Origin of the sequence: Delftia sp. K82 (assembly GCF_002193035.1) — a bacterium.
GTDB lineage: Bacteria > Pseudomonadota > Gammaproteobacteria > Burkholderiales > Burkholderiaceae_C > Comamonas > Comamonas acidovorans.
In genome coordinates this window covers 188,358-213,058 of record NZ_MYFL01000004.1, presented here as the reverse complement: position 1 = coordinate 213,058, position 24,701 = coordinate 188,358, and the positions used below count along the sequence as shown (strand labels likewise).

The following is a 24,701-nucleotide window of genomic DNA, read 5'->3' as shown; positions in this document are numbered from 1 at the left end:
GTCTTCAGCGCAGCAGCGTGGCCGGGTCGGCACGCAGCAGACTGCGCATGGCGCCCAGGCCCGACAGCAGGGACAGCACGGCCACCAGCACGGCGCAGGCCAGCACGGCCGATGCGTTCAGCGCCACGGGCACGCGGTAGGCCATGGCCAGGGCCAGCAATACGGCGCTGGCCAGCGCGGCCATCACAAAGCCCAGGCCGCCGATCCAGCAGGCCTGCTCGACCACCACGCGGCCCAGTGCCGCGCGGCTCACGCCCAGCGCGTTGAGCACGGCGTACTCGCGCGAGGAAGCGGCCACCACGGCCTTGAGCGACTGGCTGGTGACCACCGAGCCCACCAGGCAGACGATGACGGCCATGAACAGCACGCCCGCGCCGGCGCCCGTGTCGAACATCCAGTAGCGCTGCGAGCGCCGCGCGAATTCCCTGGCCGTCCAGGCCTCGTAGGGGCCGAAGCTGGGTGTGGGCTGGTTCAGGCGCTGCTTCACGGCCTTGGCCGAGGCGCCCGGGCGCACGCGCGCCACGAAATAGGTGCTGCCCTGGCCGGGGTCGCCCGCAATCTCGCGAGCCGTGGCCAGCGAGGCCAATACGTTCACGCCGCCCAGGCCACGCAGGCCGTCCACGGCCGCCACCACCTGCACGCGGTGGTTGTTGACCCAGGCCACGCCGCCTTCGCTGGTACCCAGGGTCTGCAGGTCGGCCCGGTCCACGATCACGGCGCCGGTCTCGCGCAGGCGCTGGCGCTGCCAGGGCTGGAGCACGTGGGAAAACAGCATGGAGGCGTCATCGGTGGCAATGCCCGACAGGTAGACCGACACGCCGCCGCCGTGCTCGCTCGCCGCGCCGCCGGCCGCCGAGTCCGAGCGCCAGTCGCCGTCCACCCAGACATAGGGCTCGACCGCCGCGACATCGGGGTCCATGCGCAGGCGCATGTCCACGTCGCGGCCGATGGTGCGGCCGAAGTTCACGCTCTGCGTGCCCGGGTAGCCGATCCACAGGTCGGCCGAGGAAGCCGTCACATACAGCGCGGCCGAGCCGAAGATGCCCAGCACCAGCGCGGCCTGCATGGCCAGCAGCACGCCGGAGAAGCCCACGGCGAAGACGGAGGGAATGAAGCGGCGCCACTCGTGCACCAGCGTCTTGCGTGCCAGGGCGATCATGAGGGCGCTCCTTGTGCGAGCGGAGCCAGTGGAGCCATGCCGCTGTCGGCAGCGTCCTTGTCCTCGGCAGGCAGCGGCGCGCCGCCCAGGGCCTTGTACAGCGCCACGTAGGCCAGCGCATGGGCAGCCAGGGCCGTGGTCTGCTCGCTGCGCGCCTGCAGCGCGGCGCGCCGGGGCGCCAGGCCGCCGAATTCGCTGTCCAGGCCCAGCTTCAGGCGCTGGTCCTGCACGCGCTCGCGCTCGGCCAGCACCTGCTGGGTGGACTGCAGCGAGGCGATGCGCTCGCGCTGGGCGTCCAGCGCGGCCAGTGCGGACTCGACCTCGGCCACGCCGTCGAGCACGCTCTGGCGGTAGGCCTGGATGGCGGCCTGCAGCGCCAGCTCGCTGGCGTCGGCCTGGGAGCGGCGGCGGCCCCAGTCGAACAGGGGAATGTCGATCTGCGGCCCGAAGGTGGGTGCGTTGTCCTGCGTGGTACGCAGGTTCTGGGTGATGTTGAACGAGTACAGCAGCGAGCCGCCGATCACGAAGCGCGGATACAGCGCCGCATGCGCAATGCCCTGCTCGGCCGCGGCGCGTTCCACGGCGGCCTGCGCCACCTGGATGTCGGGGCGCGTGCGCAGCAGGTCGGCCGGCAGGGCGGCCACGCCCAGCGCCTGGGCACCGGGCAGCGGGGCCTTGGCATCGGCCTGCAGCCACTGCGCATCGGGCCGCGTGCGGCCCAGCAAGGCGGCCAGCATGTGGGCGCTGCGGGCCTGGGTTTCGCGCAGGCTGGCACGCAAGGCCGCGCTCTGGCCGGCCTGCAGTTGCAGCTGGTGCACGGCCTCTGCCGTGCCCAGGCGCTGCTGCTGGCGCACCTGTGCCAGTTGCAGGGCACGCGCATCCAGCAGTGCCTGTTCGTCGATCAGGGCGCGCTGGCGCTGGGCCATGCGGATGTCCAGATAGCGGTGGACCACATCGGCCACCAGGGCCACGCGCGCCGCCTGCAGTCGGCCCCGTGCGTCAAGCACGGAGGCGGCGGCATTGCGCTCGCCGGCCTCGCGGGCGCCGAACAGGCCCAGGTCCCAGCTCACGTCGATGCTGGCGTGGAAATACGAGTCGATGGCCGCAATGTCCTGCAGCGTGCGCGCACCGGCCGTGAACACGGGCCGGAAGGCCGAGCCGGCCGTGCCGGCCAGCAGCCGTTGCTGGCGCAGGCGCGACTGGGCCTGGGACAGGTCGAGGTTGGCGGCCAGCGCCTCCTCGACCAGGGTGTTCAGGGATTCGTCGCCCCAGGCCTTCCACCAGCCCTGCAGGTCGGGCGCTGCGGCCGAGCCAGGTGCACCCGGCGCGGCGGCTGGCAGGGGCTGCGTCCACTGCGTGGGCACCGAGCCGTCAAGCTGCGCCGGAGGCGGCGAGGAGCAACCGGCCAGCGCCAGGGCGGCGCCCAGGCACAGGCTGGAGAGGCGATGCGTCGCGGCGGCGTGGTTCACGGGATGGACAGGCGGGAGGGGATGATCGAGGGGAGGGCCGGGAAAACGAGGCCAGGGAACCATGTCCCCGGATAGCCATTGGACGCGGCCAAGCTTGCGCGAGGTTGCAGGCTTTATGGAGGAAACATGGAGAGCGCAGCGCCTTGCGGGAGCCTCTCTGCCCCAACCCGGGCGAGAGCCAGTTGCGGACCGCCCGATCACTGTGGACTCGGATGATTCCGAGTTTATTTTCAGAACGCTCCAATTCCAAGGCCACATGCAGGTCAGTACATTGACCGGATATCGCGCCCTATGCCACCTGTCCCAAGGCATTGATCCATATCTTCCAGGCTGGAGTTCACAGCATGTATTTCACAGCCATCTTGCGCCATGCATTGGCCACGCCTCTCCTCTTGATTTTCTTTATGGCCCCTATTTCATCCTGGGCCCGTTGTTCCTCCCAGGGCTGGAATGCCCAGTTTCCAGGTTCAGCCAACACCCCCACCATCGTCAATGAAAATTATCCGATTGGCAGCGTTGTCTATTCCAGGACAATGGCTTTGCAGAATACCGGCGCCGGCAGCTACCATATTTCTTGTGACAATGATTTTTATTACATAGAAGGCATTGGAACGGAAAGCGGCGGAATATATTCCACCTCCATCCCCAACCTGGGCATGAAAATCACATGGGAAAGAGCCGCGCCTTATTCGGGGTCCATGCTGAAACAGGGTATGTTCCATTCACTGCCAAGCAACAACATGACCCTCGAGCTCGTGAAAACCGGAGAACTCACATCTGGCGGTTACCTGAATGGCAGCTTCGCACGAATCTACTCAGGGACCAGCAATGCCCGTGACTTGCTGGCCACGGTATTCTTTTCGAGTGGCATCACCGTCAACGTCAGCAGCCGCCCCAGGCCGCCGACCTGTCGGGTGTCCACGGGCAAGATCGACGTGACCATGGCCCCCGCCCCGTTCGCCGATTTCAAGGGAATCGGGTCCGTCACGGCAGCCAAGGACTTCAGCATCGAGTTGACCTGCGCGGGAGGCGAAGCCAATACACGTCTGACCGCCTTCATCACGCTGACGGATGCCACCCAGGCAACCAACCGATCGAGCACGCTGACGCTGGCCCAAAATTCCAAGGCCCGGGGTGTCGGCATACAGGTACTGAGAAACAACGTGCCCGTGAGCTTCGGCCCCGACTCCGGCAGCCTGGGCAATGCCAACCAATGGAATGCGGGCCAGGTCGCACAGGGGCAGAACAGCCTGAAGATTCCGCTGAGCGCGCGCCTGGTGCAGACAGCCGGCAGCGTGACACCTGGCATGGCCTATGGCAGGGCGACCTTCACGATGAGCTACCAATAGCCGCTGATGGGTCCGCAGGAAATGAACAGCGCCAGCCTTGCGCGCGATTGCAGACTTCGTGGAGCCAATATGGAGGGGCGGCGGCATCCAGGGCATCGCACCATAATGTGCGCCTGGCCCTGCCAGCTTTCCCATGAACTCCACAGCACAGCCAACGGCAACCACCCCCCTCGTGCTCGTCGTCGAAGACGAGCCCGCCATCGCCAGCATCCTGACGGCCTATCTCGAGCGGGACGGGCTGCGTTCGCGCATGGCCCCGGACGGACAGGAGGCGCTGCAGCTGTTCCGCCTGCTGCGGCCCGATCTGGTGCTGCTGGACATCCACCTTCCCGGCATGGACGGCATCGACGTGCTGCGCGCGATCCGCGATGACAGCCAGACGCCCGTGATCATGGTCACGGCGCTGGCCGATGATGTGGACAAGCTGCTGGCCCTGCGCCTGGGCGCCGACGACTACGTGGTCAAGCCCTTCAATCCGCCCGAGGTCGTGGCCCGCGTGCGCGCCGTGCTGCGCCGCACCCAGGCACGCAAGAACCCGGCGCCCGCGCCCATCCGCGTGGGCCCCATCGAGATCGACTCCGAGGCGCACAGCGCCGTGGTCTACGACAACGAAGGCCGCGCCCTGCCGCTGCCCCTGACGCTGACCGAATTCCGCCTGCCGGCCTGCCTGGCGGCCCAGCCCCGGCGCTGCTTCTCGCGCTCCCACCTGATCGAGCACTGCCTGCCCGAGAGCGATGCGCTGGAGCGCGTCATCGACTCCCATCTGTCCAAGCTGCGCCGCAAGCTGCAGCTGGCCGGCCAGGAAGGCCTGATCGAGACCGTGCGCGGCATTGGCTACCGGCTATGGCCCTGGGACTGAGGCCCAACCGCATCTGGGTGCGCTTCGGCCTGTGGATCACGGCCACCGTGCTCAGCACCATTGCCCTGCTGGCCATCGGCGTGCTGGTGTTCTCCGAGATCCAGTACCGCGACTTCTACAGCAGCCTGCCGCCGGCCGTGCAGATCGAGCTGGACGAACTCAACGCCCAGTCGCTGGAAGACAGCCCACGCGCCATGCAGATCTACGGCCAGTACTGGACGGGCGATCTGCTGTTCGGCGAGAAATGGTCCCTGGTCATCGGCCTGCTGGTGTGCCTGCCCTTCGGGCTGGCCGTGGGCTTCTGGGTGTCTCGCCTGGTGACGCGGCCCCTGGCGTCCATGGTCGAGGTGGCCAAGCGCGTGGAGCTGGGCGACTTCAGCGCGCGCGCCCTGCCCGGCAAGGCCCATGGCGAGATGGCCGAGATGGTGGTGGCCTTCAACCGCATGATCGATTCGCTGGAGACGCTGGAGGCCGAGCGCCGCGCCACGGCGGCCTCGATCTCGCACGAGCTGCGCACGCCGCTGACCGTGCTGCAGGCGCGCCTGCATGCCATCTGCGACGGCGTCATCGCCGCAGACGACACCGAGCTGAACACGCTGCTGTTCCAGGTCGAGCACCTGGGCCGGCTGGTCGGCGACCTGCACACGCTGTCCATGGCCGATGCCGGCCAGCTGTCGCTGCAAAAGCAGCGCCTGGACCTGGCCGAACTTGTGGCCGAGACGCTGGACCACCTGCACCCCCAGCTCCTGCAGCATGGCATGCAGCTGGAGATGCACCTGCCCGCGCCCAGTGACATCGGCATGGCCGACATCCGTGCCGACGCCGACCGCATGCGCCAGATCCTCTCCAACCTCGTCAGCAACGCCATCCGCCATGCGGCCAGCGGCGCATGGCTGGGCGTGGCGCTGACGGTGGAATCCGATATCGAAGGCCGTGCCTGGGCCGTGCTGCGCATCAGCGATGCCGGTCCCGGCCTGCCCAGCGAGCTGCGCGCCCACCCCTTCCAGCGCTTTGCCCAGGTGCCCGGCAAGCGCCGCCGCGAGGGCTCGGGCCTGGGCCTGTCCATCGTCAAGGCACTGACCGTCTCCCAGGGCGGCAGCGTGGAGGCCGATGACTCCGAGCAGGGCGGCGCCCGCTTCACGCTGCGCTTTCCGCGCGTCTGAGCCTCGGGCCCCTGAGCCCCGAGGGACTACGCAGCCTGCGCCTTGCGCAGCAGCGCATGGATGGCCCAGCCCAGCGGCTCGCGCAGTTGCTGCAGCGTCTGCTGCGGCCCCAGCGCCAGCAGCGACTGCGACACCCAGCCATAGGTCAGCGTGTGCAGCAGCCGTGCCAGGGGCTGGGCCGGCGCGGGCAGCGGCGGATCGCAGTCCTGCAATGCCGTGCCCCACAGCTGTACATAGGCCTGGTAGTGGCGGCGGAAGGGCTCGGGCGCGGACACCTTGCGCTCCAGCATGAACAGCGCGGCCCACATCGGCGCCTCGCGCGCAATGCCGTCGACCAGGGTGTCCAGCAGGCGGTCCACGCGCGTGGCCAGCGGCATGCCGGCACTGTCCTGCAGCGTTTGCAGCCCCTGGGCATGCAGGGCCTGCACCTGGCGGTGGATGCACATGGCCGCCAGCGTGTCCATGTTGCCGAAGTATTCGTAGAAGGTGCCCAGGCCCACGCCGGCCACGGCGGCCACCTCGCGCACCGTGGTGCGCTCGTAGCCCTGCTCGATCACAAGCCGAACAAAGGCGTCCTGCAGCGCCTGCGACGTGGCCTGCGCGCGCGATTGCAGGGGGCGGCGCCGCACTTTGGGCGGCTGCGGCTGCTGCCGTGAAACCCGAACACCTTTGCTGGGCATTTTTCCTAGACTTTTGCGTTGAGACCAACGATCACGGAGACACGCATGAGCACCGGCCAGACATTGCAGACAGGGCACACCTGGAACACGCACGACGTCCTGAACCAGGTCGACGAACTCACCGACTTCAACCTGCTGGAGGCCGACCCTGCCCTGGCCGAGGCCCTTCAGCGCAACGGCGCCGCGCGCCACATCCCTTCGCTGTCGCGCTATGCGCAGCAGCTGGGCGAGCGCGCCACCTGGGAGCTGGCCGAGCAGGCCAACCGCCACACGCCCGAGCTGCACCGCTTCGACGCGCGCGGCCGCATCATCGACGCCGTGGAGTTCCACCCGAGCTGGCACACGCTGCTGGGACTATACCGGCAGCAGGGGCTGATCTCCCTGCCCTTCGAGGACAGCAGCGCGGGCCGCTGGAGCGCCTGGGCCGCAGGTTTCTACCTGCACGGCCAGGTCGAACAGGGCACGCTGTGCCCGGCCACCATGACCACGGCCGCCATCCCGCTGCTGCAAAAGGAACCGGCGCTGTGGCAGCAGCTGCAGGGCAAGCTGTTCAGCCACGAATACGATCCGCGCGACCTGCCCGTGGCCGACAAGGCATCGATGTGGCTGGGCATGGGCATGACCGAGAAGCAGGGCGGCTCCGACGTGCGCGCCAACACGACGGTGGCCATGCCGGTGCACGCCGGCGGGCGTGGCGGCGAGTACCTGTTGCGCGGCCACAAGTGGTTCTTCTCGGCACCCATGTGCGATGCCCACCTGGTGGTGGCGCGCATGGGCACGAACGAGGGGAACCACGGTGGGCAGGCCTGCTTCTACGTACCGCGCTGGCGCCCGGACGGCAGCAGGAATGCCGTGCGCGTGCAGCGCCTGAAGGACAAGGTGGGCAACCGCAGCAACTCCAGCAGCGAGGTGGAGTTCGAGGACGCCTGGGGCATCCTGATGGGCGAGGAAGGCCGGGGCATTCCCACCATCATCGAGATGGCCACCTACACCCGCCTGAACTGCGTGCTGGGCAGCGCCGCCATCCTGCGCTCGGCCACGGTGCAGGCCCTGGCCTATGCGCGCCGGCGCAGCGTCTTCGGCAAGCAGCTGGCCGAGCAGCCGCTGATGCGCACCGTGCTGGCCGACCTTGCGCTGGAAAGCGAGGCCGCGCTGCAGATCGCCATGCGCCTGGCCCAGGCCTATGAGCGTGGAGGCGACGAGGGCGATCCGCTGGAGCGCGCCTGGAAGCGCATCATGACGCCAGCGGCCAAGTTCTGGGTCTGCAAGCGCGGCGTGGAGCTGACGGGCGAGGCCATGGAGGTGCTGGGCGGCAACGGCTACGTGGACACGGGCGTGATGGCGCGCCTGTTCCGCGAGGCGCCCGTGAACTCGATCTGGGAAGGCTCGGGCAACGTCATGTGCCTGGACGTGCTGCGTGCCATCTCGCGCGAGCCCGACGGCGCACAGCTGCTGCTGCAGGACCTGATCGACACGGCAGCGGGCGAGCCCGCGCTGCAGCAGCAGGCGCAATCGCTGGCACGGCGCCTGTCCGGCCCGCCTGACCAGCTCGAGGCCCAGGCACGCCGCCTGGTGCAGGACCTGGTGCTGCTGGCCCAGGCCTGCCTGCTGCGCCGCCATGCTCCGCCCGCCATGGCCGATGGCTTCATCGCCACGCGCCTGGGGGCGCAGCAGGGCGCCATGGTGGCGGGCGCCTTCGACCCGGCAGGCCTGGACATCGCCGCCATCCTGCAGCGCGCGCTGCCCGCCTGAAGCGGCCGCCGGCCCACCACACAACAAAGCACAAGGAGACAAGACATGAACCTGCTCGACGCCTTCGACAGCGCCGTGCGCAAGACGCCCGCCAAGGCCTTTCTGCGCGACCGCGGCGCCTCCATCAGCTATGCCGACATGCAGCGGCGCTCGCAGCGCGCGGCCGCCGTGCTCCAGGCCCAGGGCGTGGGCCGGGGCGATACCGTGGCCCTGATGTGCCTGAACACGCCGGGCTTTGTAGAGGCCCTGTTCGGCGCCTGGCGCCTGGGCGCCGCGCTGGTGCCCGTCAACCACAAGCTGCAGGCACCCGAGCTGCAGTACATCCTCGACCACGCGCAGTGCAAGGCCCTGGTGTTTGACGCCGCACTCGCGCCCGTGGTTGCCGCCGCGCCACACCCCTGCGCCCGCCTTGTGACCGAGGCGCAAAAGGCCGTCCCGGGTGTCCAGGACTGGGACACGCTGGTGGCGGCCGCCAGGCCCATGGAAGGCACGCGGCCCGCCGATGGCGACATCGCCCAGGTGCTCTACACCTCCGGCACCACGGGCCGGCCCAAGGGCTGCCTGCTGAGCCATCGCGCCGTCACGCTGGCGGCGATCACGGCCGCACTGGGCCTGTCCATCACGCGCGAGGAACGCACGCTGATGGCCATGCCCATCTGGCATTCCTCGCCGCTCAACAACTGGTTTGGCGGCACGCTGTACATGGGCGGCACCGTGGTGCTGCTGCGCGAGTACCACCCGCAGCATTTCCTGCAGGCCGTGCAGGACGAGGGCGTGACGCTGTACTTCGGCGCCCCCGTCTCCTACTTTGCGCCGCTGCAGATGCTGCCCGACTTTGCCCGCTACGACCTGAGCAGCGTACGCGCCTGGGTCTACGGCGGCGGCCCCATCGGCGCCGACATGGCGCGCAAGCTGGCCACGGCCTACCGCAGCGACCGCTTCTACCAGGTCTACGGCATGACCGAGACCGGCCCCACGGGCACCACGCTCTACCCCGAGGAGCAGGTGGAGCGGGCCGGCTCCATCGGCCGCGTGGCCCTGCCCGGCGTGGACATGCGCGTGGTGCGCGACGACGGCGAGGATGCCGGCCCCGGCGACACCGGCGAGATCTGGCTGCGCACCGGCAGCGTGATGGACGGCTACCTGCACGACGCCCAGGCCACGGCTGCCGCCTTCGCGCCCGGCGGCTGGTACCGCACGGGAGATCTTGCGCGCCTGGACGACGCGGGCTATCTCTTCATCGTGGACCGGACCAAGGACATGGTCATCACGGGTGGCGAGAACGTGTATTCCAAGGAGGTGGAGGACGCGCTGTCGGCCCATCCCCAGGTCGCCGATGTCGCCGTCGTGGGCAGGCCCCACGCCGAATGGGGCGAGACCGTCGTCGCCCACGTGGTGACGCGCGGCGAGGCCGCGCCGAAGGCCGAGGCACTGCAGCAGTTCCTGGCCGACAGGCTGGCGCGCTACAAGATCCCGCGTGAATTCGTCTTTGCGGCCAGCCTGCCGCGCACGCCCACAGGCAAGCTGCAGAAGTTTCTGCTGCGTCAGGAGCGCAGCGCCACCTGAGGCGCCGGCCTCCTGCGAGGCCTCCTGCGTGGCCTACTTTGCGGCCTTGAAATCCGACTCGCTCATGCCCCGCCGCCAATAGGCCACGACCAGCTGCTCGTGCTTTTCCAGACCGCGCTCCTCGCGCGCCCACTGGCGCACGGCCTGGGCGGTGTCGAACTCGCCAGCGGCCCAGACGAAGCGGCTGGCGGGATGACCGGCCAACGCATCCGGCCAGCGCACGGCGCGCAGCGCATCGATCAGCAGCGTGGTGGTGCCGGCCTCGGCAGCGCCACGGTGCAGCCAGTGCCATTGCAGGCCTGCGGGTGCCTGCACGGGCTGCTCGTCCTGCGGACCCTGGACCTCGGCAAACACATGGCCGCGCGTGTGCGCCGGCAGGGCGGCCGCAATGCGCAGCATGGCCGGCAGGCCGGTGTCGTCGCCGGCCAGCAGCATCCAGTCGGCCGGGGTGGCCGTGCGCCCGCCGGGGCCGGTCATGCCGATGCGCTGGCCCGGCTGGGCGCGCGCGGCCCAGGCGGACCCGGGGCCGGCGTCCTCGTGCAGCACGAAGTCCACGTCCATCCATCCATGGGCGCCGCCCGCCTCGCTGTCCACGCCATCCACACCCATCGCACGCATGGTGTAGGTGCGCATGTCCAGGCGCATGTCACCCTCGGGCAGGCGCAGCAGACCGCTGGCCGACAGCGTGGGCCATTCGGGCTCGGTCACGCCGGGCTGGGGGAACAGCAGCTTGACGTGGATGTTTGTGTCCTGCGCATAGCGCGCCATGTCGTCACAGGCAAAGCGCACGCGGCGCATGTGCGGCGTGAGATCGCGCACGGCCAGCACCCGCAGTTCGCGGAAGGCCGGCGGGCGCTGCAGCGCGGCGCCGTCACCCTCCCAGGCCAGGGAGCCGTCGGCGGCGCCCGTGGCCTCCAGCAGCAGGTGGGCCAGCATGAGCTTCATGTCCTGCAGCAGCTCCACGCCGGGTGCCGCCACCTCCGCATGGACCTGCCCGCCCTCCAGCCACAGCTGTCCCCGGCCGCCTTCGTAGTCGGCCACCCAGCGCGTGCCTTCGCGGCGCACGGTGATGTCGTGCTCCTGCATGTGCCCGACGATGGCGGCGATGGCCTCCTCGGCCCTGTCCATGCGCACCGAAGTGCGTGCCTGCAGCTGTGTCATTGACGGATGTCCTTTCGTTCGGTGATTGCAGCATCGCGCAGCGCCCGCGGGGTTTGCGCCAGCCCCGCCGACGTTTGCGCAGCGCGCCCATAAGCCCATAAGCCCATAAGCCCATAAGCCCATAAGCCCATAAGCCCATCAGGCCCTCAGAGCCTGGCGCGCACCAGCTTGGGAGAGATGCCGAAGCGGCGCTTGAAGGCCGTGGAGAAATTGGCGGCGCTGGAATAGCCGGCCGCATGCGCGACCTCGGAGACGCTGCAGCCCGTCTGCTCCAGCGCGGCCCAGGCGCGTTCCAGCCGCTGCTCGCGCCGGTACCCGTCGATGCTCGATCCGTAGGCCAGGCGGAACTGGCGCTGCAGGGCGCTGGCGCTCAGGCCGACCTCGCGCGCGATATCGGCCAGCGGGCGGCAGCCGTCGCCGCCGCTGTCCAGCAAGGCCTTGAGGCGCGCCATGCGCCGGTGTTCGCGCACGCCCAGCACGCCCGGCACGGTCTGCGCCGGGTCGGGCTCGGGCGCGTCGAGCGCCTGCACAGCCTCGTGCACCAGCTCCAGCGTGCGGCTGGCCAGCAGCAGGGGGGCAGAGCCTTCGCGCGCCAGCTGGATGATCTGCTCGGCCACCGCCACGGCGCGCGGCGATGGCTGCCAGGGCTGTATGGCCAGCAACTGCTGCTCCATCCAGTGCCGCAGCAGCGGTGGCGCGACCATGGGCAGGGCCTGGGCGGCAAACCATTGCGGCTGCACGGTGATGCTGAGCTTGCGCTCGAACTTTCCGCGCCGCCAATGCCGCATGAACATGTCGCCGGGCCGCGAATGGATGACGGCGCCGCAGGCCTGCACATGGGCACCGGCCGGGCTGGCGGGCGCCACCTGCATCTGCAGGCCCTGGCTGCCGAAGGCCACGTCCACGCAGCCCTCCAGCAGCACGACCAGGTGCAGCCCCGGCACGGCCGGCGAACGCGTGCTCATGGTGCGCAGGTCGCGCGCCTCCACGCCATGCAGCCACAGGCCGGGCTGGACCTGCCAGGACTGCAGGTGCCCGGCCAGCAGCGCGTCCTCGGCCGTGACCTCGGCGTCGAGGATGCGGTAGTCGGGACCGCTGAAGTCACAGGCACGCAGCGTGCCCCGCCCCAGCCAGCGCGGAGGGCGTGCAGGTGTTTGGACAGAGGAAAGAGCCATGGCCAGCCGGAGCGGTGTGCTCCCCAAAGACAAGAATGATTCTCATTTTATGGATCGCGCCGGTGCGGCGCTTTCTGCGGGGAATCCATGGCGTGCCCTGCCGCGCGCCCGGGCCGCCGTGCGCCACAATGCGTGATGCTCAGCCTCCAAGACATCCAGAACGCCGCCGACCGCCTGCGCGGCGCCGTGCTCGAAACGCCCTGTGTGGAATCGCGCACGCTGTCCCAGATCACGGGAGCGCAGGTCTACCTCAAGTTCGAGAACCTGCAGTTCACGGCCTCGTTCAAGGAACGCGGCGCCCTCAACAAGCTGGCCCAGCTCTCGCCCGAGGAGCGCGCACGCGGCGTGGTCGCCATGAGCGCCGGCAACCATGCCCAGGGCGTGGCCTACCACGCGCAGCGCCTGGGCGTGCGTGCCGTCATCGTCATGCCGCGCTTCACGCCGGGCGTGAAGGTGGAGCGCACGCGCGGCTTCGGCGCCGAGATCGTGCTGCACGGCGACTCCCTGGCCGAGGCGCGCCAGCATGCCTACACGCTGGCCGAGCAGCAGGGCCTGTGCTTCGTCCACCCCTATGACGACGAGCAGATCGCGGCGGGCCAGGGCACGCTGGCGCTGGAGATGCTGGCCGAGCAGCCCGACCTGGACCAGCTCATCGTGGCCATCGGCGGCGGCGGCCTGATCGCGGGCGTGGCTACGGCGGCCAAGGGACTGAACCCGGGCATCGAGATCATCGGCGTGCAGACCCAGCGCTTTCCGTCCATGTTCAATGCCGTGCGCCAGGCCGGGCTGCCCATGGGCACCTCGACCATCGCCGAGGGCATTGCCGTCACCCAGCCCGGCGCGATCACGCAGGAAGTCGTATCGCGCCTGGTGGACGACATGCTGCTGGTCGATGAAGGCGACATCGAGCAGGCCGTGCTCATGCTGCTGGAGATCGAGAAGACCCTGGTCGAGGGTGCGGGCGCCGCAGGCCTGGCCGCGCTGCTGCGCCATCCGCAGCACTTCGCGGGCAAGAAGGTGGGGCTGATCCTGTCGGGCGGCAACATCGACCCGCTGCTGCTGGCGGCCATCATCGGGCGCGGCATGGTGCGCTCCGGGCGACTGGCGCGCATCAAGGTCAGCGCACGCGACGTGCCCGGCGTGCTGGCGCGCATCACGGCCACGGTGGCGGCGGCGGGGGCCAATATCGAGGAAGTCCACCACCAGCGCGCCTTCACCATGCTGGCCGCGCAGAGCGTGGAAATCGAGCTGGTGCTGCAGACCCGCAACAAGGCCCATATCGAAGAGGTCATCGCTGCCCTGCAGGCCGAAGGCATGCAGGTCAACGCCGTCTAGAGCCCTAGCAGGCCCCTGGCCCCTTGTGTCATGGCTTTCCCCGAAGGCGCGGGCGGGCAGGCCTGCCTAGAATGGGGCATCCCATTGGCAGCCAGGAGCTTTTGCATGTCGCATGATCCCGCAGCGAACCACGGCGAGCAGTCGCCCCCCGAAGACGCCACCGAGGCCATCGTCCCCTACATGCCCGTCATCCTGCCCCTGGCGGGCGCCGTGATGATGTTTCTGCTGGCCTTCATCGCCGTCAACATGGCCTGATACGGCCCCTTCGCCCCCTGCACCGAGCCCCGCTTTGCGGGGCTTTTTGTTTGCCTATTGCATAGGCAAACAGACAGATCATCTTGCATATTTCAATGCACAGAATGCATAGTTTTTGCCATTCGTTTGCTGACAAATTCGTGACCGCTCCCTAGAATCGAATCCCCAGCCGGTGCGCCGCCAGCTTCCGCCAGCGCCGCCTCGCCGCCCCGAGAAGAGCTTCCTTCGCGCGCCGACTGAACAAGAGCCCGTTTCTCAAAGTTGGCGCGGCAACAGGCGCGTCCCCTTTGAAAAACTGGTTTTTTCAATTGAAGGAAGCTCCGCGATGAACGCACCCGTCATGCAAGGCCTGAACATCCAGGCCCCTGCCTACGTCAAGAACAGCCGACTGATCGCCTGGGTGGCCGAGATGGCCGCACTGTGCAAGCCCGCCCGGATCCACTGGTGCGACGGCTCCCAGGAAGAGTACGAGCAGCTGTGCCAGCAGCTCGTCGATGCCGGCACCTTCAAGAAGCTCGATCCCGTCAAGCGCCCCGGCAGCTACCTGGCCTGGTCCGACCCATCCGACGTGGCGCGCGTCGAGGACCGCACCTACATCTGCTCGGCCAACAAGGAAGATGCGGGCCCGACCAACAACTGGATGGCCCCCAACGAGATGCGCGCCACGCTGCAGCCGCTGTTCGACGGCTGCATGGCCGGCCGCACCATGTATGTGGTGCCTTTCTCCATGGGCCCGCTGGGCTCGCCCATCGCCCACGTGGGCGTGGAACTGTCCGACAGCGCCTATGTGGCCGTCAACATGAAGATCATGACCCGCATGGGCCGTGCCGTGTATGACGTGATCGGCGTCGAAGGCGAGTTCGTTCCCTGCGTGCACACCGTGGGCGCGCCCCTGGCCGAAGGCGAGAAGGACCAGACCAGCTGGCCCTGCAATAAGACCAAGTACATCGTCCACTACCCCGAGACGCGCGAGATCTGGAGCTATGGCTCGGGCTACGGCGGCAACGCCCTGCTGGGCAAGAAGTGCTTTGCGCTGCGCATCGCCTCCACCATGGGCCGCGACCAGGGCTGGCTGGCCGAGCACATGCTCATCCTGGGCGTGACCAACCCCCAGGGCAAGAAGTACCACGTGGCTGCGGCCTTCCCCAGCGCCTGCGGCAAGACCAATTTCTCGATGCTGGTGCCGCCCAAGGTCTTCGAAGGCTGGAAGGTCACCACCATCGGCGACGACATCGCCTGGATCAAGCCCCAGGCCGACGGCTCGCTGCGCGCCATCAACCCCGAAGCCGGCTACTTCGGCGTGGCTCCGGGCACGAACTACCACACCAACCCCAACTGCATGGCCAGCCTCGACAAGAACGTGATCTTCACGAACGTCGCGCTGACCGATGACAACGACGTGTGGTGGGAAGGCATGGACAAGGACACCGGCAAGCAGCCCGATCACCTGATCGACTGGCAAGGCAAGGACTGGACGCCCCAGATTGCCCGCGAAACCGGCGCCAAGGCCGCCCACCCCAACGCCCGCTTCACCGTGGCCGCGACCAACAACCCCGCGCTGGACGAAGCCTGGGACGATCCCAAGGGCGTGAAGATCGACGCCATCATCTTCGGCGGCCGCCGCTCCACCACCGTGCCGCTGGTGACCGAGGCCCGCAACTGGACCGAAGGCGTCTACATGGCCGCCACCATGGGTTCGGAAACCACGGCCGCCGCCTTCGGCGCCCAGGGCGTGGTGCGCCGCGACCCCTTCGCCATGCTGCCGTTTGCCGGCTACAACATGAGCGACTACTTCCAGCACTGGCTCACGCTGGGCGCCAAGATCGAAGGTCAGGGCGCCGTCCTGCCCAAGATCTTCACCACCAACTGGTTCCGCAAGAACGCCGACGGCAAGTTCGTCTGGCCCGGCTACGGCGAGAACATGCGCGTCCTGAAGTGGATGATCGACCGCCTCGAAGGCCAGGCACAGGGCGAGCAGACCGCCTTCGGCATTGCGCCCCAGTACGCCGAGATCAACTGGACCGGCCTGGACTTCTCCGCAGACCAGTTCGCCAGCGTGACCAGCATCGACAAGGCCGCCTGGGCCGAGGAAATGCAGCTGCACACCGAGCACTTCGACAAGCTGGCCCACAAGCTGCCCCAGGAGCTGCTGGTGACCAAGGCCGAACTCGAAAAGCGCTTGGCGGCCTGATCCGGCGCCAGCCCATAGAAAAAGCCTCGCAGTGCGAGGCTTTTTTGTGGCGTTTCAACGACGCCCCCCAGACAACAAAAAAGCCGCGCCTTGTGGGCAGCGGCCTTTTTGGAGGATCGCCGAAAGGCGCCCCAGGCAGAGATCAGTTGCCTTGACGATCCATGGCGCGGGCCAGATCGGCCATCAGACGGGCGTCCTGCAGGGCGGCATTCCAGATGCGCTCGTCGGCAGCGGCCTGCTGGCGGCTCTCGGTCCAGGCGCGGTAGCCGGCGCGGGCCATCATGGCAGCGCGGCGGGCGGGAGCGGAGAACAGGGCCAAGCCCATGAAGGCGGCGACCCACAGCACCACCCAGGCGCCCAGCATGTGGCCGTCGGTCCAGTTGTGGGCGACCTCGTTGACCACCACCATCAGCGCGGCCACCAGGGCAGCGAGCAGCAGGGCGCTGGCGCCACGCTTGCCGGAGAAACGCTTGGCAGCGCTCTTGCGGTCATCGGCGGCTTGATAGACATGCACCACACCAGGGTGCTCGACACAGTAGGAGTTGTAAATGAAGTTGCTCATGGCAGATAAACCCAGTTAAATAGCCGCTTTTGACGGCGTGGCGGGCGACTAGGTGTAACTATAGGGTTTACCCTAGAGCTCTTCAAATTTATATCTTGAATCTGTAGCATTCACGCCAGTGATGACTCAGCGCCCGCCGCCATGTCTGCCCTGAACTTCCGCACACTGGATCTGAACCTGCTGCGCGTCTTCGACGAGGTGATGGCAGAGCGCAGCCTGACGCGGGCGGCCCACAAGCTGGCCATCACCCAGCCGGCCGTGAGCAACGCCCTGCGCCGCCTGCGCGAGGCCCTGGGCGACGAGCTCCTGGTGCGCCAGGGCCAGGGCGTGGAGCCCACGCCGCGCGCGCTGGCGCTGTGGCCCGTGATCCGGGAGGCGCTGCAGCAGCTGCAGGACACGCTGACGCCGGGCGAATTCCATCCTTCCACCGCCACAGCCACCTTTGTGCTGGCCATGGCCGACGCCACGGCGGCCACGCTGATCCCGCCCATGTTCAGCCTGCTGGAGCGCGAGGCGCCCGGCGTGGGCATCCGCGTGCTGCCGCTGACCACGCGCGACCCGCGCGGCCTGCTGGAGGCCGGCGAGGCCGACATGGCCGTGGGCTACTTCCCCGCCGCGCTGGCCGACCTGACGGCGCGCGCGCAGTCAGGCGCCCTGGTGGCCTTCGACAGCCGGCGCCTGTACGAAGGCGAGTACCTGTGCGTGATGCGCCAGGGCCATCCGCTGGCCGATGTGCCGCTGACGCTGGACAACTACTGCGCGGCGCGCCACATGCTGGTGAGCTTCTCGGGCCGCTCCTTCGGTTTCATCGACGAGGCCCTGGCCTCGCTGGGCCGCACGCGCCAGGTGGTGCTCACCGTCAACCAGTTCTTCACGGCCGGGCGCGTGGTCATGAACTCCAACCTGCTGACCATATTGCCGCGCCACTTCGTGCCCGTGACCGGCATGGCCGACAAGCTGGTGCTGCGCGAGCTGCCCTTCGACGTGCAGCCCGTGCATGTGGACGCGCTGTGGCGCCGGCGCGGCCAGCATCCGCAGGCCTATGAATGGCTGCTGCGCACGCTCACGCGCTCGGCCGAAGCCACCTTCCCGCACACCTGAGAGCGTGTTGCGGGGGCGCGCGCCAGCGCAGGTTCTACACTTGGCCGCATGAAGATCCAGCTGCTGTCCGACCTGCACCTCGAGGCCCATCCGCATTTCATCGCCGAGCCCGCACCCGATGCCGACGTGCTGGTGCTGGCCGGCGACATAGGCTCCTACCAAAGCGGCAGCCTGCTGCAAGGCGAGCACTTCGGGCTGGAGCGTTTCTCTCCCCTGCCCCAGTACGCGGGCTGGCCCTGTCCCGTGATCTTCGTGCCGGGCAACCATGAGTACGACATGCAGGACTTCGACGCCGCCCATTCCCGCCTGCGTGCCGCCTGCGAGCGCATGGGCATGGTCTGGCTGGAGCGCGAGACTGCCGTGCTGGGCGGCGTGCGCTTCGTGGGCACCACGCTGTGGAGCGACTACGACGCCATGTCCATGCACGAAGGCGTGAGCGACCTGACCCGGCTGCTCAAGCTGCGCGAGAAGGCCTTTCGCGCCGCCAACTTCTACCTGCACAAGACCGGCGGCACGCGCGGCGGCGAGCCCTTTCTGGCCGAGCCCATGCGCGAGCAGTCGCTGGTCTGCCAGCAATGGCTGCGCCAGGCGCTGGCCCAGCCTTTCGATGGCCCCACTGTGGCCGTCACGCACTTCGCGCCCAGCCTGCGCAGCGCCGATCCGCGCTATGGCCTGGTGCCCGGCACGGCCGGCTTTTGCAATGTGCTCGACGACCTGCTGCCCTTTGCCGATCTGTGGCTGCACGGCCACCTGCATTCGCCCAGCGACTATGTGGCCGAGGGCCTGCGCGACGATGGCAGCGCCTGGCGCTGCCGCGTGGTGGCCAACCCGCTGGGCTATGCACGCAAGGGCGAGCAGGAGGGCTTTTTCCCGCGCTCTACCATCGAGTTGCCGGCGCACGTGACCGCAGGGGCGGCAGAGGTGGCAGATGCGCCGGTCCGCGCTTGACCTGGATCAAGCACTCCATCCCGGCTTGGGCTTAGTCTTGGGCCATACCAAAGGAGGACTTTCATGAACATCCTGCTCGCAGTCGATGGCAGCCCCTACACCCAGAAGATGCTGGCCTACCTGACCTCGCACCCCGAGATCCTGGGCTCTGCCCACAGCTACAGCGCCATCACCGTCCAGCCCCAGCTGCCGGCCCGCGCGCGCGCCGCCCTGGGCAAGGAGGTGGTGGACGAGTACTACGCCGAGGAATCGACCAAGGTGCTGGACCCCGTGTGCAGCTACCTGGCCGAACACGGCGTGCAGGCCACGCGCCTGAGCAAGGTGGGCCCGGTCGCCGACTCCATCATCAAGGCCGCCGAGGAAGGCAAGTTCGACCTGCTGGTCATGGGCACGCATGGCCATGGCGCGCTGGGCCGCCTGGTCATGGGCTCGGTCAGCACCCAGGTGCTGGCCGGCAGCCAGGTGCCGGTGCTGCTGATCCGCTGATCCGCTGCACCGTGGACATGCGGCGCCCATAACCAGAAAAAGCAAAGCGCAGGCTTCACGGCGCAATGAACCAAAGACGGCTCCCCCGCGGGAGCCGTCTTTTTTTGCATGGCAGCTTGCCGCCATCGTGCATGGCCTGCCGTCACCGGGCTGTCACAGCCGCCTTTTACAGTCGCGCGATTTGTCACACAGGGGATGGTGAGTATGCGCATGGATACTTTGGATTGGCGGCACAAGGCAATTGCAACGGCCTGCTTGGCCCTGTGTGGCGCTGCATGGTCCGCGCCCTTCACCCCGGGCAACCTGGTGGCCTACCGCGTGGGCACCGGCACGGGCGCCCTGCCTGTGTATCTGGACGAGTACCGCGTGGACGGCACCCTGGTGCAATCGCTGCCGCTGTCAGGCGGTGCAACGCCGCTGACGGCCAGCAGCACGGGCTCGGAAGGCCTGCTCAACCGCTCGGCCAACGGCCTGTGCCTGACGGTCCCCGGCTATGCGGTGGCACCGGGCGGCGCCGATCCCAAGACGGCGGCGGCACGCGGCGTGGCCTTTGTCGATGCCGACGGTGTGGTGGGCAATGGCACGCGGCTGGGCGGTACGGCCCTGGTCGGCGATGCCTTTCGCAGCGTGGTCAGCGACGACTGCAGCCGCGCCTGGGCCAGCGGCAGCGGCAGCCCCAGCGCCAACCGCGGCATCTGGTTCGTCCAGAAAGATGCCACCAGCGCCACCCAGCTGAGCAACAAGAACACCCAGGGCATCACCATGGCCGATGGCCAGCTCTACGCGGCCTTTGCCAGCGGCGACACGCTCAACAGGATCGGAGCCGGGCTGCCCACGACAGGCACGCCCGCAGTCAGCGCGCTGCCGGGCCTGGCGGGCAACAACCTGCGCGGCCTGGCCTTCCTCGATCTCGATGGCACGCCGGGCGCAGACACGCTCTACGTGGCCGCCAACAACGATGGCACCGGCACGGTGCGCAAGTACACGCTGGAAGCGGGCACCTGGGTGGCCCGGGGCTCGGCGCCGCTGGCAGGCGCCCATGGTCTAGCAGCCGTGCATCTGGGCCAGGGCGCGGTCATGCTGCTGGCCACCGGCTCCGACGGGCAGTTGTATCGCCTGTTCGATGCCTCGGGCCGCACCAGCACGCTGGCGGGCACGCCGCAGCCGCTGGCATCGGGCATCGACGGCGTGCTGTACGGCCTGGCCTGGGCACCCGAAGTGTCCCCGCCGGCTACCGTGCCCGCAGCCCCTGCGAGCGTGAATGCCAGCGCCTCGGGCAACAGCGTGCAGGCGCAGTGGGCCAGCGTGAGCGGCGCGTCCTACTACCTGGTCGAACTGTCCAGTGACGGCTTCGCCACCGTGTCGCACAGCCTGGCGGTGTTCGGCACCAGCCAGACCGTGGACGGCCTGGCGGCCGGCAGCCACCAGGTGCGCGTGCGTGCGGTGAACAGCCTGGGCGGCGGGGTAGCCAGCGTTTCCGCGCCCGTCACCACCAGCCCGCCCCCGACGACCTCCCTGCCCGCGCTGACCGCCTATTCGGGCGTGGTCGGCGATGCCAGCGATGTCCTCGCGGGCACGGGCCTGTCCTTCACCGTCAGCGATCCGGCCGCCACGGTCAGCGCCACGTCCAGCAATCTCGCCGTGGTCGCCGCCAACGGCCTGGTGGCGACGCAAAGCGGTGGCAACGCCGTGCTCAAGATCACGCCCACCGGCGTGGGCTATGCCGACATCACCGTCACGCTGACCAACGCGGGCGGCGCCTCCGTCAGCCGCACCATCAAGTACGCGGCCTCGGCCAACACCGCAGCCAACACCAGCCCGCGCTGGCTGGCCGGGCGCTCGGACGCATCGACGGCCATCGTCATCGATGCCGCCACCATGCTGGTGGGCGACGACGAGGCGCCCGCCCAGGATGCCTCGGGCAATGCGCTGCCGGCCGGCAACTCCTTCTCGGCCTATGGCCCGGCCGGCGGGCTGCCCATCAAGCCGCTGATGCTGGACAGGACCGCCCTGGGCCTGGCCGATGCCGCCGCCTGCACCGCCCCCGGCCTCACGGGCCTGGACAGCTGCAAGAGCGACGAGGAAATGGACATCGAGGCCAGCTTTGCACTGGGCAGCCGCGTGTACGTGGCGGGCTCGCACTCCAACAACAAGAGCGGCAAGTCGCGCACCGACCGCTGGCGCCTGGCGGCGATGGATGTGACCGGCTCCGGCGCCTCCACGGCGCTGACCGCCAGTGGCTACTACCGCTGGCTGCGCGAGGACCTGCGCAGCTGGGACGCGGCCGCGCATGACGGCCTTGCCGCCAACTACCTGGGCCTGGTGGCCAGCTCGGACGGCGGCGCCACCAAGGCGCCCGAGGCCGAGACGATGAGCGGCTTTTCCATCGAAGGCATGTCCACCAGCCCCGACGACGGCGCCGCCTGGCTGGGCTTTCGCGCGCCGCTGGTGCTGGCGCCGGGCGCGCCCGCCGTCACGGCCGACGACGCCACGGGCCGCACGCATGCGCTGATCGTGCCCGTGACCAACTTCGCGGCCCTGCCTGCGGCCGATGGCGGCAGCAAGGGCAGCGCGACCATGGGCCAGCCGATCCGCCTGGACCTGGGCGGCCGCGGCATCCGCGAAATCCGCAAGAACGCGGCCGGCGAGTACCTGATCATTGCCGCTCCCTCGGCCAGCGCCACGGGCACCGCGCCGCGCAACTTCCAGCTCTACTCCTGGGATGGCCGCGTGAACGGCGCTGGCCTGGCCCTGAACCTGCGCCCGCGCGCTGCCGACCTGGCAGCCATCACCGTGCCCAATACCGCCTGCTCGGCCGAAGGCATAGGCGCCATGCCGGCCAGCCTGGACGCAGGCGGCAGCGTGGACATCATCAGCGACTGCGGCGATGCCGATTTCTACGGCGATGGCACCGTGGCCAAGGACCTGCCCTATGCCGCCTGGAAAAAGGCGCGCCTGGACAGCCTGGCGGTGCCGGCGCTGTCCACCGTGGCCCTGTCCGCCCAGGCCGTGGACCAGACATCGGCCGCGGTCCAGGCCACGCCCAGCGTGGGCGGCAGCCTGCGCGCCGTGGCCCTGCCCGCCAATGCGCCCGTCCCCAGCTGGGAACAGGTCATGGCCGGCCTGGATGCCGCCGGCCTGCCGGCCCCTGCCAGCAACACGGTCAGCACCGCGGCCAATACCGCTGCCACGCTGTCCTTCACCGGCCTGGACCCTGCCGTGAGCTACCGCGTGCATGCGGTCAACCTGCCGGCCTCGGGCACGGCCAGCGCGCCGGCTGTGCTGGCCCTGAGCAAGCCCGTGCCCATCGGCACGCAGATCGGCACGGGCAGCAACACGGCGGGCGTCAGCAACGGCACGGGCAACGTGGGTGCGGACCAGTGGCAGTTCGCCTCGAACTCGGCAGGCTTTCAGCCCGCGCCCTCGCAAAGCCCGCTGCCGGGCAACCTGCGCCTGCCCTACGGCAGCCTGAGCTTCGTGCTCATGGGCGGCACGCCGGGCTCCATGGCCACCATCCGCATGGACCTGCCTGAAGCCGCACCCGCCCAGGCCACGCTCTGGAAGTACGGCCCCACGGCCGCCACGCCCACAGCGCACTGGTATGAGCTGAGCGCCTCGGCCTACCGCTTCGCACCCGACCGCCGCTCGGTGAGCTTCGACATCACCGACGGGCAGACGGGCGACAGCGACCTGGCCGCCAACGGCGTCATCGTGGACCCCGTGGCGGTGGCCGCGCCTGCGGCCCTGCCGCCCGGCGCCACGGCCACCCCCGTGCCCGGCCTGTCCACACTGGCCCAGGCGCTGCTGGCGCTGGCCCTGGGCGGCATCGCCACACTGCGCCGCCGCCGCGGCTGACGCCCCCGCGCCTTCTGCACCGGCCGCACCTGGCCGCACCCGGTACCCCCTTCAAGCCCCTGCACGGTTCGCCGCGCAGGGGCTTTTTGCAGCGGCCTGGGAAAACCCTGAATCCACCGTGTTGACGGGGCTTGTTGCAAAAACAATAATTACCACGTTAACTAAATCCACACCATGCAGATTCAGCCCTTTCTCCTGGATGACGGCCTTGCGCTGGGCACGGTCTACGGCACGCTGCTCAACCAGCAGGCCACCGTGCAGCGCCTGTCGCCGCAGTTCGACAGCGCGCCCTACAAGGCCGCTCCGCGCGCCCCCGTGCTCTACCTCAAGCCACGCAACACCTGGGCACGCGACGGCGCATCGGTGGCCGTGCCGGCCGATCCCGGCGAGGTCCGCGTCGATGCCAGCATCGGCCTGGTGATCGGCCGCAGCGCCACGCGCGCCAGCGAAGCAACGGCTATGGACCATGTGGCCGGCTGGCTGATCGCCAGCGACCTCACGCTGCCGCACGAGAACTACTACCGCCCCGCCATCCGCCAGCGCTGTCGCGACGGTTTCTGCCCGCTGGGCACCCTCGTTCGCGGCACAGGCTTTGACGCACAGGCGGCCACGCTCACGGTGTCCATCAATGGTGAACAGGTCTGGCAGCGCGGTTTTTCCGATCTGGTGCGCTCGCCCGCAAGGCTGCTGGCCGGCGTGACCGAATTCATGACGCTGTCGCCCGGCGACGTGCTGCTGCTGGGCCCGGGCGAGGGCGCGCCGCTGGCGCGGCCCGGGGACCGCGTGGTCATCGAGGTGCCCGGCCTGGGCCGGCTCACGCATTCGGTGGTGGCAGAACAGGGAGCAGCAGCATGAAGCACGGACGCGTCATCTTCGAAGGACAGACCCTGCAGGTCACCGAAGGCCCGCACGGACAGGTGCAGTTGCCCGATGGCCGCCTGGTGGCGGAGACCGCCGTGCAGTGGCTGCCGCCGCTGCAGTTCGGCACCGTCTTCGCGCTGGGCCTGAACTATGCGGACCATGCCAAGGAAATCGCCTTCAACAAGGCGCCCGAGGAGCCGCTGGTCTTCCTCAAGGGACCGAACACACTGAACGGCCACCGCGGCCGCACGTACCGCCCAGCCGACGTGGCCTACATGCACTTCGAGTGCGAGCTGGGCGTGGTCATAGGCAAGACCTGCCGCAACGTGCGCCGCGAAGACGCCTACAGCGTGGTCGCCGGCTACTGCACGGCCAACGACTACGCCATACGCGACTACCTGGAGAACTTCTACCGGCCCAACCTGCGCGTGAAGAACCGCGACGGCGCCACGCCCGTGGGCCCGTGGTTCGTCGATGCGGCCGATGTGCCCGACCCCATGAACATGCGCCTGCGCAGCTGGGTCAACGGCGAGCTCAAGCAGGACGGCAGCACGCGCGACATGGTGCATGACATCCCCTCGCTGATCGCCCACCTGTCGGGCTTCATGACGCTGAACCCCGGCGATCTCATCCTCACGGGCACGCCCGACGGCGTGGCCGACTCCCGCGTGGGCGACGAGATCGTCACCGAGATCGAAGGCCTGGGCCGCCTGGTCAACACCATCGTCGGCGACGCGCCGGCTGCCTCCTGAACCCACCGCACACGCCAAGGAA

20 protein-coding genes are annotated in these 24,701 nt (G+C 69.0%); 14 read left to right on the top strand and 6 right to left on the bottom strand.

Annotation, left to right across the window (positions count from 1 at the left end):
• Nucleotides 1-4: 4 nt before the first annotated feature.
• Both KDK82_RS24355 and KDK82_RS24350 read right to left on the bottom strand, forming a co-directional pair.
• Nucleotides 5-1,159: an ABC transporter permease gene (locus KDK82_RS24355; protein ID WP_012202065.1), complete on the bottom strand. Its 1,155-nt coding sequence runs from the start codon at nucleotides 1,157-1,159 to the stop codon at nucleotides 5-7.
• Entirely contained in the window at nucleotides 1,156-2,628 is a 1,473-nt protein-coding gene (locus tag KDK82_RS24350; RefSeq protein ID WP_088166468.1) for an efflux transporter outer membrane subunit, read from the bottom strand. Before KDK82_RS24350 ends, KDK82_RS24355 begins: the two co-directional genes overlap by 4 nt.
• Nucleotides 2,629-2,972: 344 nt before the next feature.
• Here KDK82_RS24350 and KDK82_RS24345 point away from each other — a divergent pair, with 344 nt between their 5' ends.
• From KDK82_RS24345 to KDK82_RS24335, 3 genes are all read left to right on the top strand, one after another.
• On the top strand, nucleotides 2,973-3,977 hold the full coding sequence (locus tag KDK82_RS24345; protein WP_088166467.1) for a fimbrial protein: 1,005 nt from the start codon (nucleotides 2,973-2,975) through the stop codon (nucleotides 3,975-3,977).
• A gap of 133 nt (nucleotides 3,978-4,110) precedes the next feature.
• Nucleotides 4,111-4,836: a response regulator gene (locus tag KDK82_RS24340; RefSeq protein WP_088166466.1), complete on the top strand. Its 726-nt coding sequence runs from the start codon at nucleotides 4,111-4,113 to the stop codon at nucleotides 4,834-4,836.
• The gene (locus KDK82_RS24335) at nucleotides 4,821-5,999 is read left to right on the top strand and encodes a cell wall metabolism sensor histidine kinase WalK (RefSeq protein WP_012202061.1); all 1,179 of its coding nucleotides are present in this window, start codon (nucleotides 4,821-4,823) and stop codon (nucleotides 5,997-5,999) included. Before KDK82_RS24340 ends, KDK82_RS24335 begins: the two co-directional genes overlap by 16 nt.
• A 26-nt stretch (nucleotides 6,000-6,025) precedes the next feature.
• On the opposite strand, the gene KDK82_RS24330 is transcribed toward KDK82_RS24335, so the two are convergent.
• Nucleotides 6,026-6,628, bottom strand: coding sequence for a TetR/AcrR family transcriptional regulator (locus tag KDK82_RS24330; protein WP_256974546.1), 603 nt, complete (start codon nucleotides 6,626-6,628; stop codon nucleotides 6,026-6,028).
• A 96-nt stretch (nucleotides 6,629-6,724) separates the two neighbouring features.
• Here KDK82_RS24330 and KDK82_RS24325 point away from each other — a divergent pair, with 96 nt between their 5' ends.
• Nucleotides 6,725-8,431, top strand: coding sequence for an acyl-CoA dehydrogenase family protein (locus KDK82_RS24325; RefSeq protein WP_088166464.1), 1,707 nt, complete (start codon nucleotides 6,725-6,727; stop codon nucleotides 8,429-8,431).
• Between the two features lie 45 nt (nucleotides 8,432-8,476).
• Entirely contained in the window at nucleotides 8,477-9,997 is a 1,521-nt protein-coding gene (locus tag KDK82_RS24320; RefSeq protein WP_088166463.1) for a class I adenylate-forming enzyme family protein, read from the top strand.
• Nucleotides 9,998-10,030: 33 nt separating this feature from the next.
• Here KDK82_RS24320 and KDK82_RS24315 read toward each other — a convergent pair whose 3' ends face one another.
• Nucleotides 10,031-11,158 carry a siderophore-interacting protein gene (locus tag KDK82_RS24315; RefSeq protein ID WP_088166462.1) on the bottom strand — a complete coding sequence of 376 codons (1,128 nt, stop codon included), beginning with the start codon at nucleotides 11,156-11,158 and terminating at the stop codon, nucleotides 10,031-10,033.
• A gap of 146 nt (nucleotides 11,159-11,304) precedes the next feature.
• Complete coding sequence (locus KDK82_RS24310) at nucleotides 11,305-12,333, bottom strand: AraC family transcriptional regulator (RefSeq protein WP_088166461.1); 1,029 nt, start codon at nucleotides 12,331-12,333, stop codon at nucleotides 11,305-11,307.
• 135 nt (nucleotides 12,334-12,468) lie between these two features.
• On the opposite strand from KDK82_RS24310, the gene KDK82_RS24305 reads away from it, so the two are divergent.
• The 3 genes from KDK82_RS24305 to KDK82_RS24300 all read left to right on the top strand — a co-directional run bounded on the left by KDK82_RS24305 (nucleotide 12,469) and on the right by KDK82_RS24300 (nucleotide 16,114).
• Nucleotides 12,469-13,668, top strand: a complete 1,200-nt coding sequence (locus tag KDK82_RS24305) for a threonine ammonia-lyase (protein ID WP_065344929.1) — start codon at nucleotides 12,469-12,471, stop codon at nucleotides 13,666-13,668.
• A gap of 105 nt (nucleotides 13,669-13,773) precedes the next feature.
• Entirely contained in the window at nucleotides 13,774-13,923 is a 150-nt protein-coding gene (locus KDK82_RS32875; RefSeq protein ID WP_013800017.1) for a hypothetical protein, read from the top strand.
• A gap of 325 nt (nucleotides 13,924-14,248) precedes the next feature.
• Entirely contained in the window at nucleotides 14,249-16,114 is a 1,866-nt protein-coding gene (locus KDK82_RS24300) for a phosphoenolpyruvate carboxykinase (GTP) (protein WP_088166460.1), read from the top strand.
• 142 nt (nucleotides 16,115-16,256) lie between these two features.
• On the opposite strand, the gene KDK82_RS24295 is transcribed toward KDK82_RS24300, so the two are convergent.
• Nucleotides 16,257-16,676 (bottom strand): hypothetical protein, encoded by a 420-nt coding sequence (locus KDK82_RS24295; RefSeq protein ID WP_047472899.1) that lies wholly within the window; start codon nucleotides 16,674-16,676, stop codon nucleotides 16,257-16,259.
• Nucleotides 16,677-16,817: 141 nt separating this feature from the next.
• On the opposite strand from KDK82_RS24295, the gene KDK82_RS24290 reads away from it, so the two are divergent.
• From KDK82_RS24290 to KDK82_RS24265, 6 genes are all read left to right on the top strand, one after another.
• Nucleotides 16,818-17,777, top strand: a complete 960-nt coding sequence (locus KDK82_RS24290; protein ID WP_013800015.1) for a LysR family transcriptional regulator — start codon at nucleotides 16,818-16,820, stop codon at nucleotides 17,775-17,777.
• A 48-nt stretch (nucleotides 17,778-17,825) separates the two neighbouring features.
• On the top strand, nucleotides 17,826-18,725 hold the full coding sequence (locus KDK82_RS24285; protein ID WP_088166459.1) for a metallophosphoesterase: 900 nt from the start codon (nucleotides 17,826-17,828) through the stop codon (nucleotides 18,723-18,725).
• Between the two features lie 63 nt (nucleotides 18,726-18,788).
• The gene (locus tag KDK82_RS24280; protein WP_012202049.1) at nucleotides 18,789-19,211 is read left to right on the top strand and encodes a universal stress protein; all 423 of its coding nucleotides are present in this window, start codon (nucleotides 18,789-18,791) and stop codon (nucleotides 19,209-19,211) included.
• A gap of 210 nt (nucleotides 19,212-19,421) precedes the next feature.
• Nucleotides 19,422-23,066 carry a choice-of-anchor U domain-containing protein gene (locus KDK82_RS24275; RefSeq protein ID WP_256974545.1) on the top strand — a complete coding sequence of 1,215 codons (3,645 nt, stop codon included), beginning with the start codon at nucleotides 19,422-19,424 and terminating at the stop codon, nucleotides 23,064-23,066.
• A gap of 174 nt (nucleotides 23,067-23,240) precedes the next feature.
• Nucleotides 23,241-23,921: a fumarylacetoacetate hydrolase family protein gene (locus KDK82_RS24270; RefSeq protein WP_088166457.1), complete on the top strand. Its 681-nt coding sequence runs from the start codon at nucleotides 23,241-23,243 to the stop codon at nucleotides 23,919-23,921.
• On the top strand, nucleotides 23,918-24,679 hold the full coding sequence (locus KDK82_RS24265; RefSeq protein ID WP_088166456.1) for a fumarylacetoacetate hydrolase family protein: 762 nt from the start codon (nucleotides 23,918-23,920) through the stop codon (nucleotides 24,677-24,679). The genes KDK82_RS24270 and KDK82_RS24265 overlap by 4 nt, the downstream gene beginning before the upstream one ends.
• Nucleotides 24,680-24,701 lie beyond the last annotated feature (22 nt).

Bases quoted from the DNA above. Each gene is read 5' to 3' on its own strand.
- KDK82_RS24355 (WP_012202065.1), bottom strand. From the start codon at position 1,159: ATGATCGCCCTGGCACGCAAGACGCTGGTGCACGAGTGGCGCCGCTTC.
- KDK82_RS24345 (WP_088166467.1), top strand. From the start codon at position 2,973: ATGTATTTCACAGCCATCTTGCGCCATGCATTGGCCACGCCTCTCCTC.
- KDK82_RS24340 (WP_088166466.1), top strand. From the start codon at position 4,111: ATGAACTCCACAGCACAGCCAACGGCAACCACCCCCCTCGTGCTCGTC.
- KDK82_RS24335 (WP_012202061.1), top strand. From the start codon at position 4,821: ATGGCCCTGGGACTGAGGCCCAACCGCATCTGGGTGCGCTTCGGCCTG.
- KDK82_RS24325 (WP_088166464.1), top strand. From the start codon at position 6,725: ATGAGCACCGGCCAGACATTGCAGACAGGGCACACCTGGAACACGCAC.
- KDK82_RS24320 (WP_088166463.1), top strand. From the start codon at position 8,477: ATGAACCTGCTCGACGCCTTCGACAGCGCCGTGCGCAAGACGCCCGCC.
- KDK82_RS24315 (WP_088166462.1), bottom strand. From the start codon at position 11,158: ATGACACAGCTGCAGGCACGCACTTCGGTGCGCATGGACAGGGCCGAG.
- KDK82_RS24310 (WP_088166461.1), bottom strand. From the start codon at position 12,333: ATGGCTCTTTCCTCTGTCCAAACACCTGCACGCCCTCCGCGCTGGCTG.
- KDK82_RS24305 (WP_065344929.1), top strand. From the start codon at position 12,469: ATGCTCAGCCTCCAAGACATCCAGAACGCCGCCGACCGCCTGCGCGGC.
- KDK82_RS32875 (WP_013800017.1), top strand. From the start codon at position 13,774: ATGTCGCATGATCCCGCAGCGAACCACGGCGAGCAGTCGCCCCCCGAA.
- KDK82_RS24300 (WP_088166460.1), top strand. From the start codon at position 14,249: ATGAACGCACCCGTCATGCAAGGCCTGAACATCCAGGCCCCTGCCTAC.
- KDK82_RS24295 (WP_047472899.1), bottom strand. From the start codon at position 16,676: ATGAGCAACTTCATTTACAACTCCTACTGTGTCGAGCACCCTGGTGTG.
- KDK82_RS24290 (WP_013800015.1), top strand. From the start codon at position 16,818: ATGTCTGCCCTGAACTTCCGCACACTGGATCTGAACCTGCTGCGCGTC.
- KDK82_RS24285 (WP_088166459.1), top strand. From the start codon at position 17,826: ATGAAGATCCAGCTGCTGTCCGACCTGCACCTCGAGGCCCATCCGCAT.
- KDK82_RS24280 (WP_012202049.1), top strand. From the start codon at position 18,789: ATGAACATCCTGCTCGCAGTCGATGGCAGCCCCTACACCCAGAAGATG.
- KDK82_RS24275 (WP_256974545.1), top strand. From the start codon at position 19,422: ATGGATACTTTGGATTGGCGGCACAAGGCAATTGCAACGGCCTGCTTG.
- KDK82_RS24270 (WP_088166457.1), top strand. From the start codon at position 23,241: ATGCAGATTCAGCCCTTTCTCCTGGATGACGGCCTTGCGCTGGGCACG.
- KDK82_RS24265 (WP_088166456.1), top strand. From the start codon at position 23,918: ATGAAGCACGGACGCGTCATCTTCGAAGGACAGACCCTGCAGGTCACC.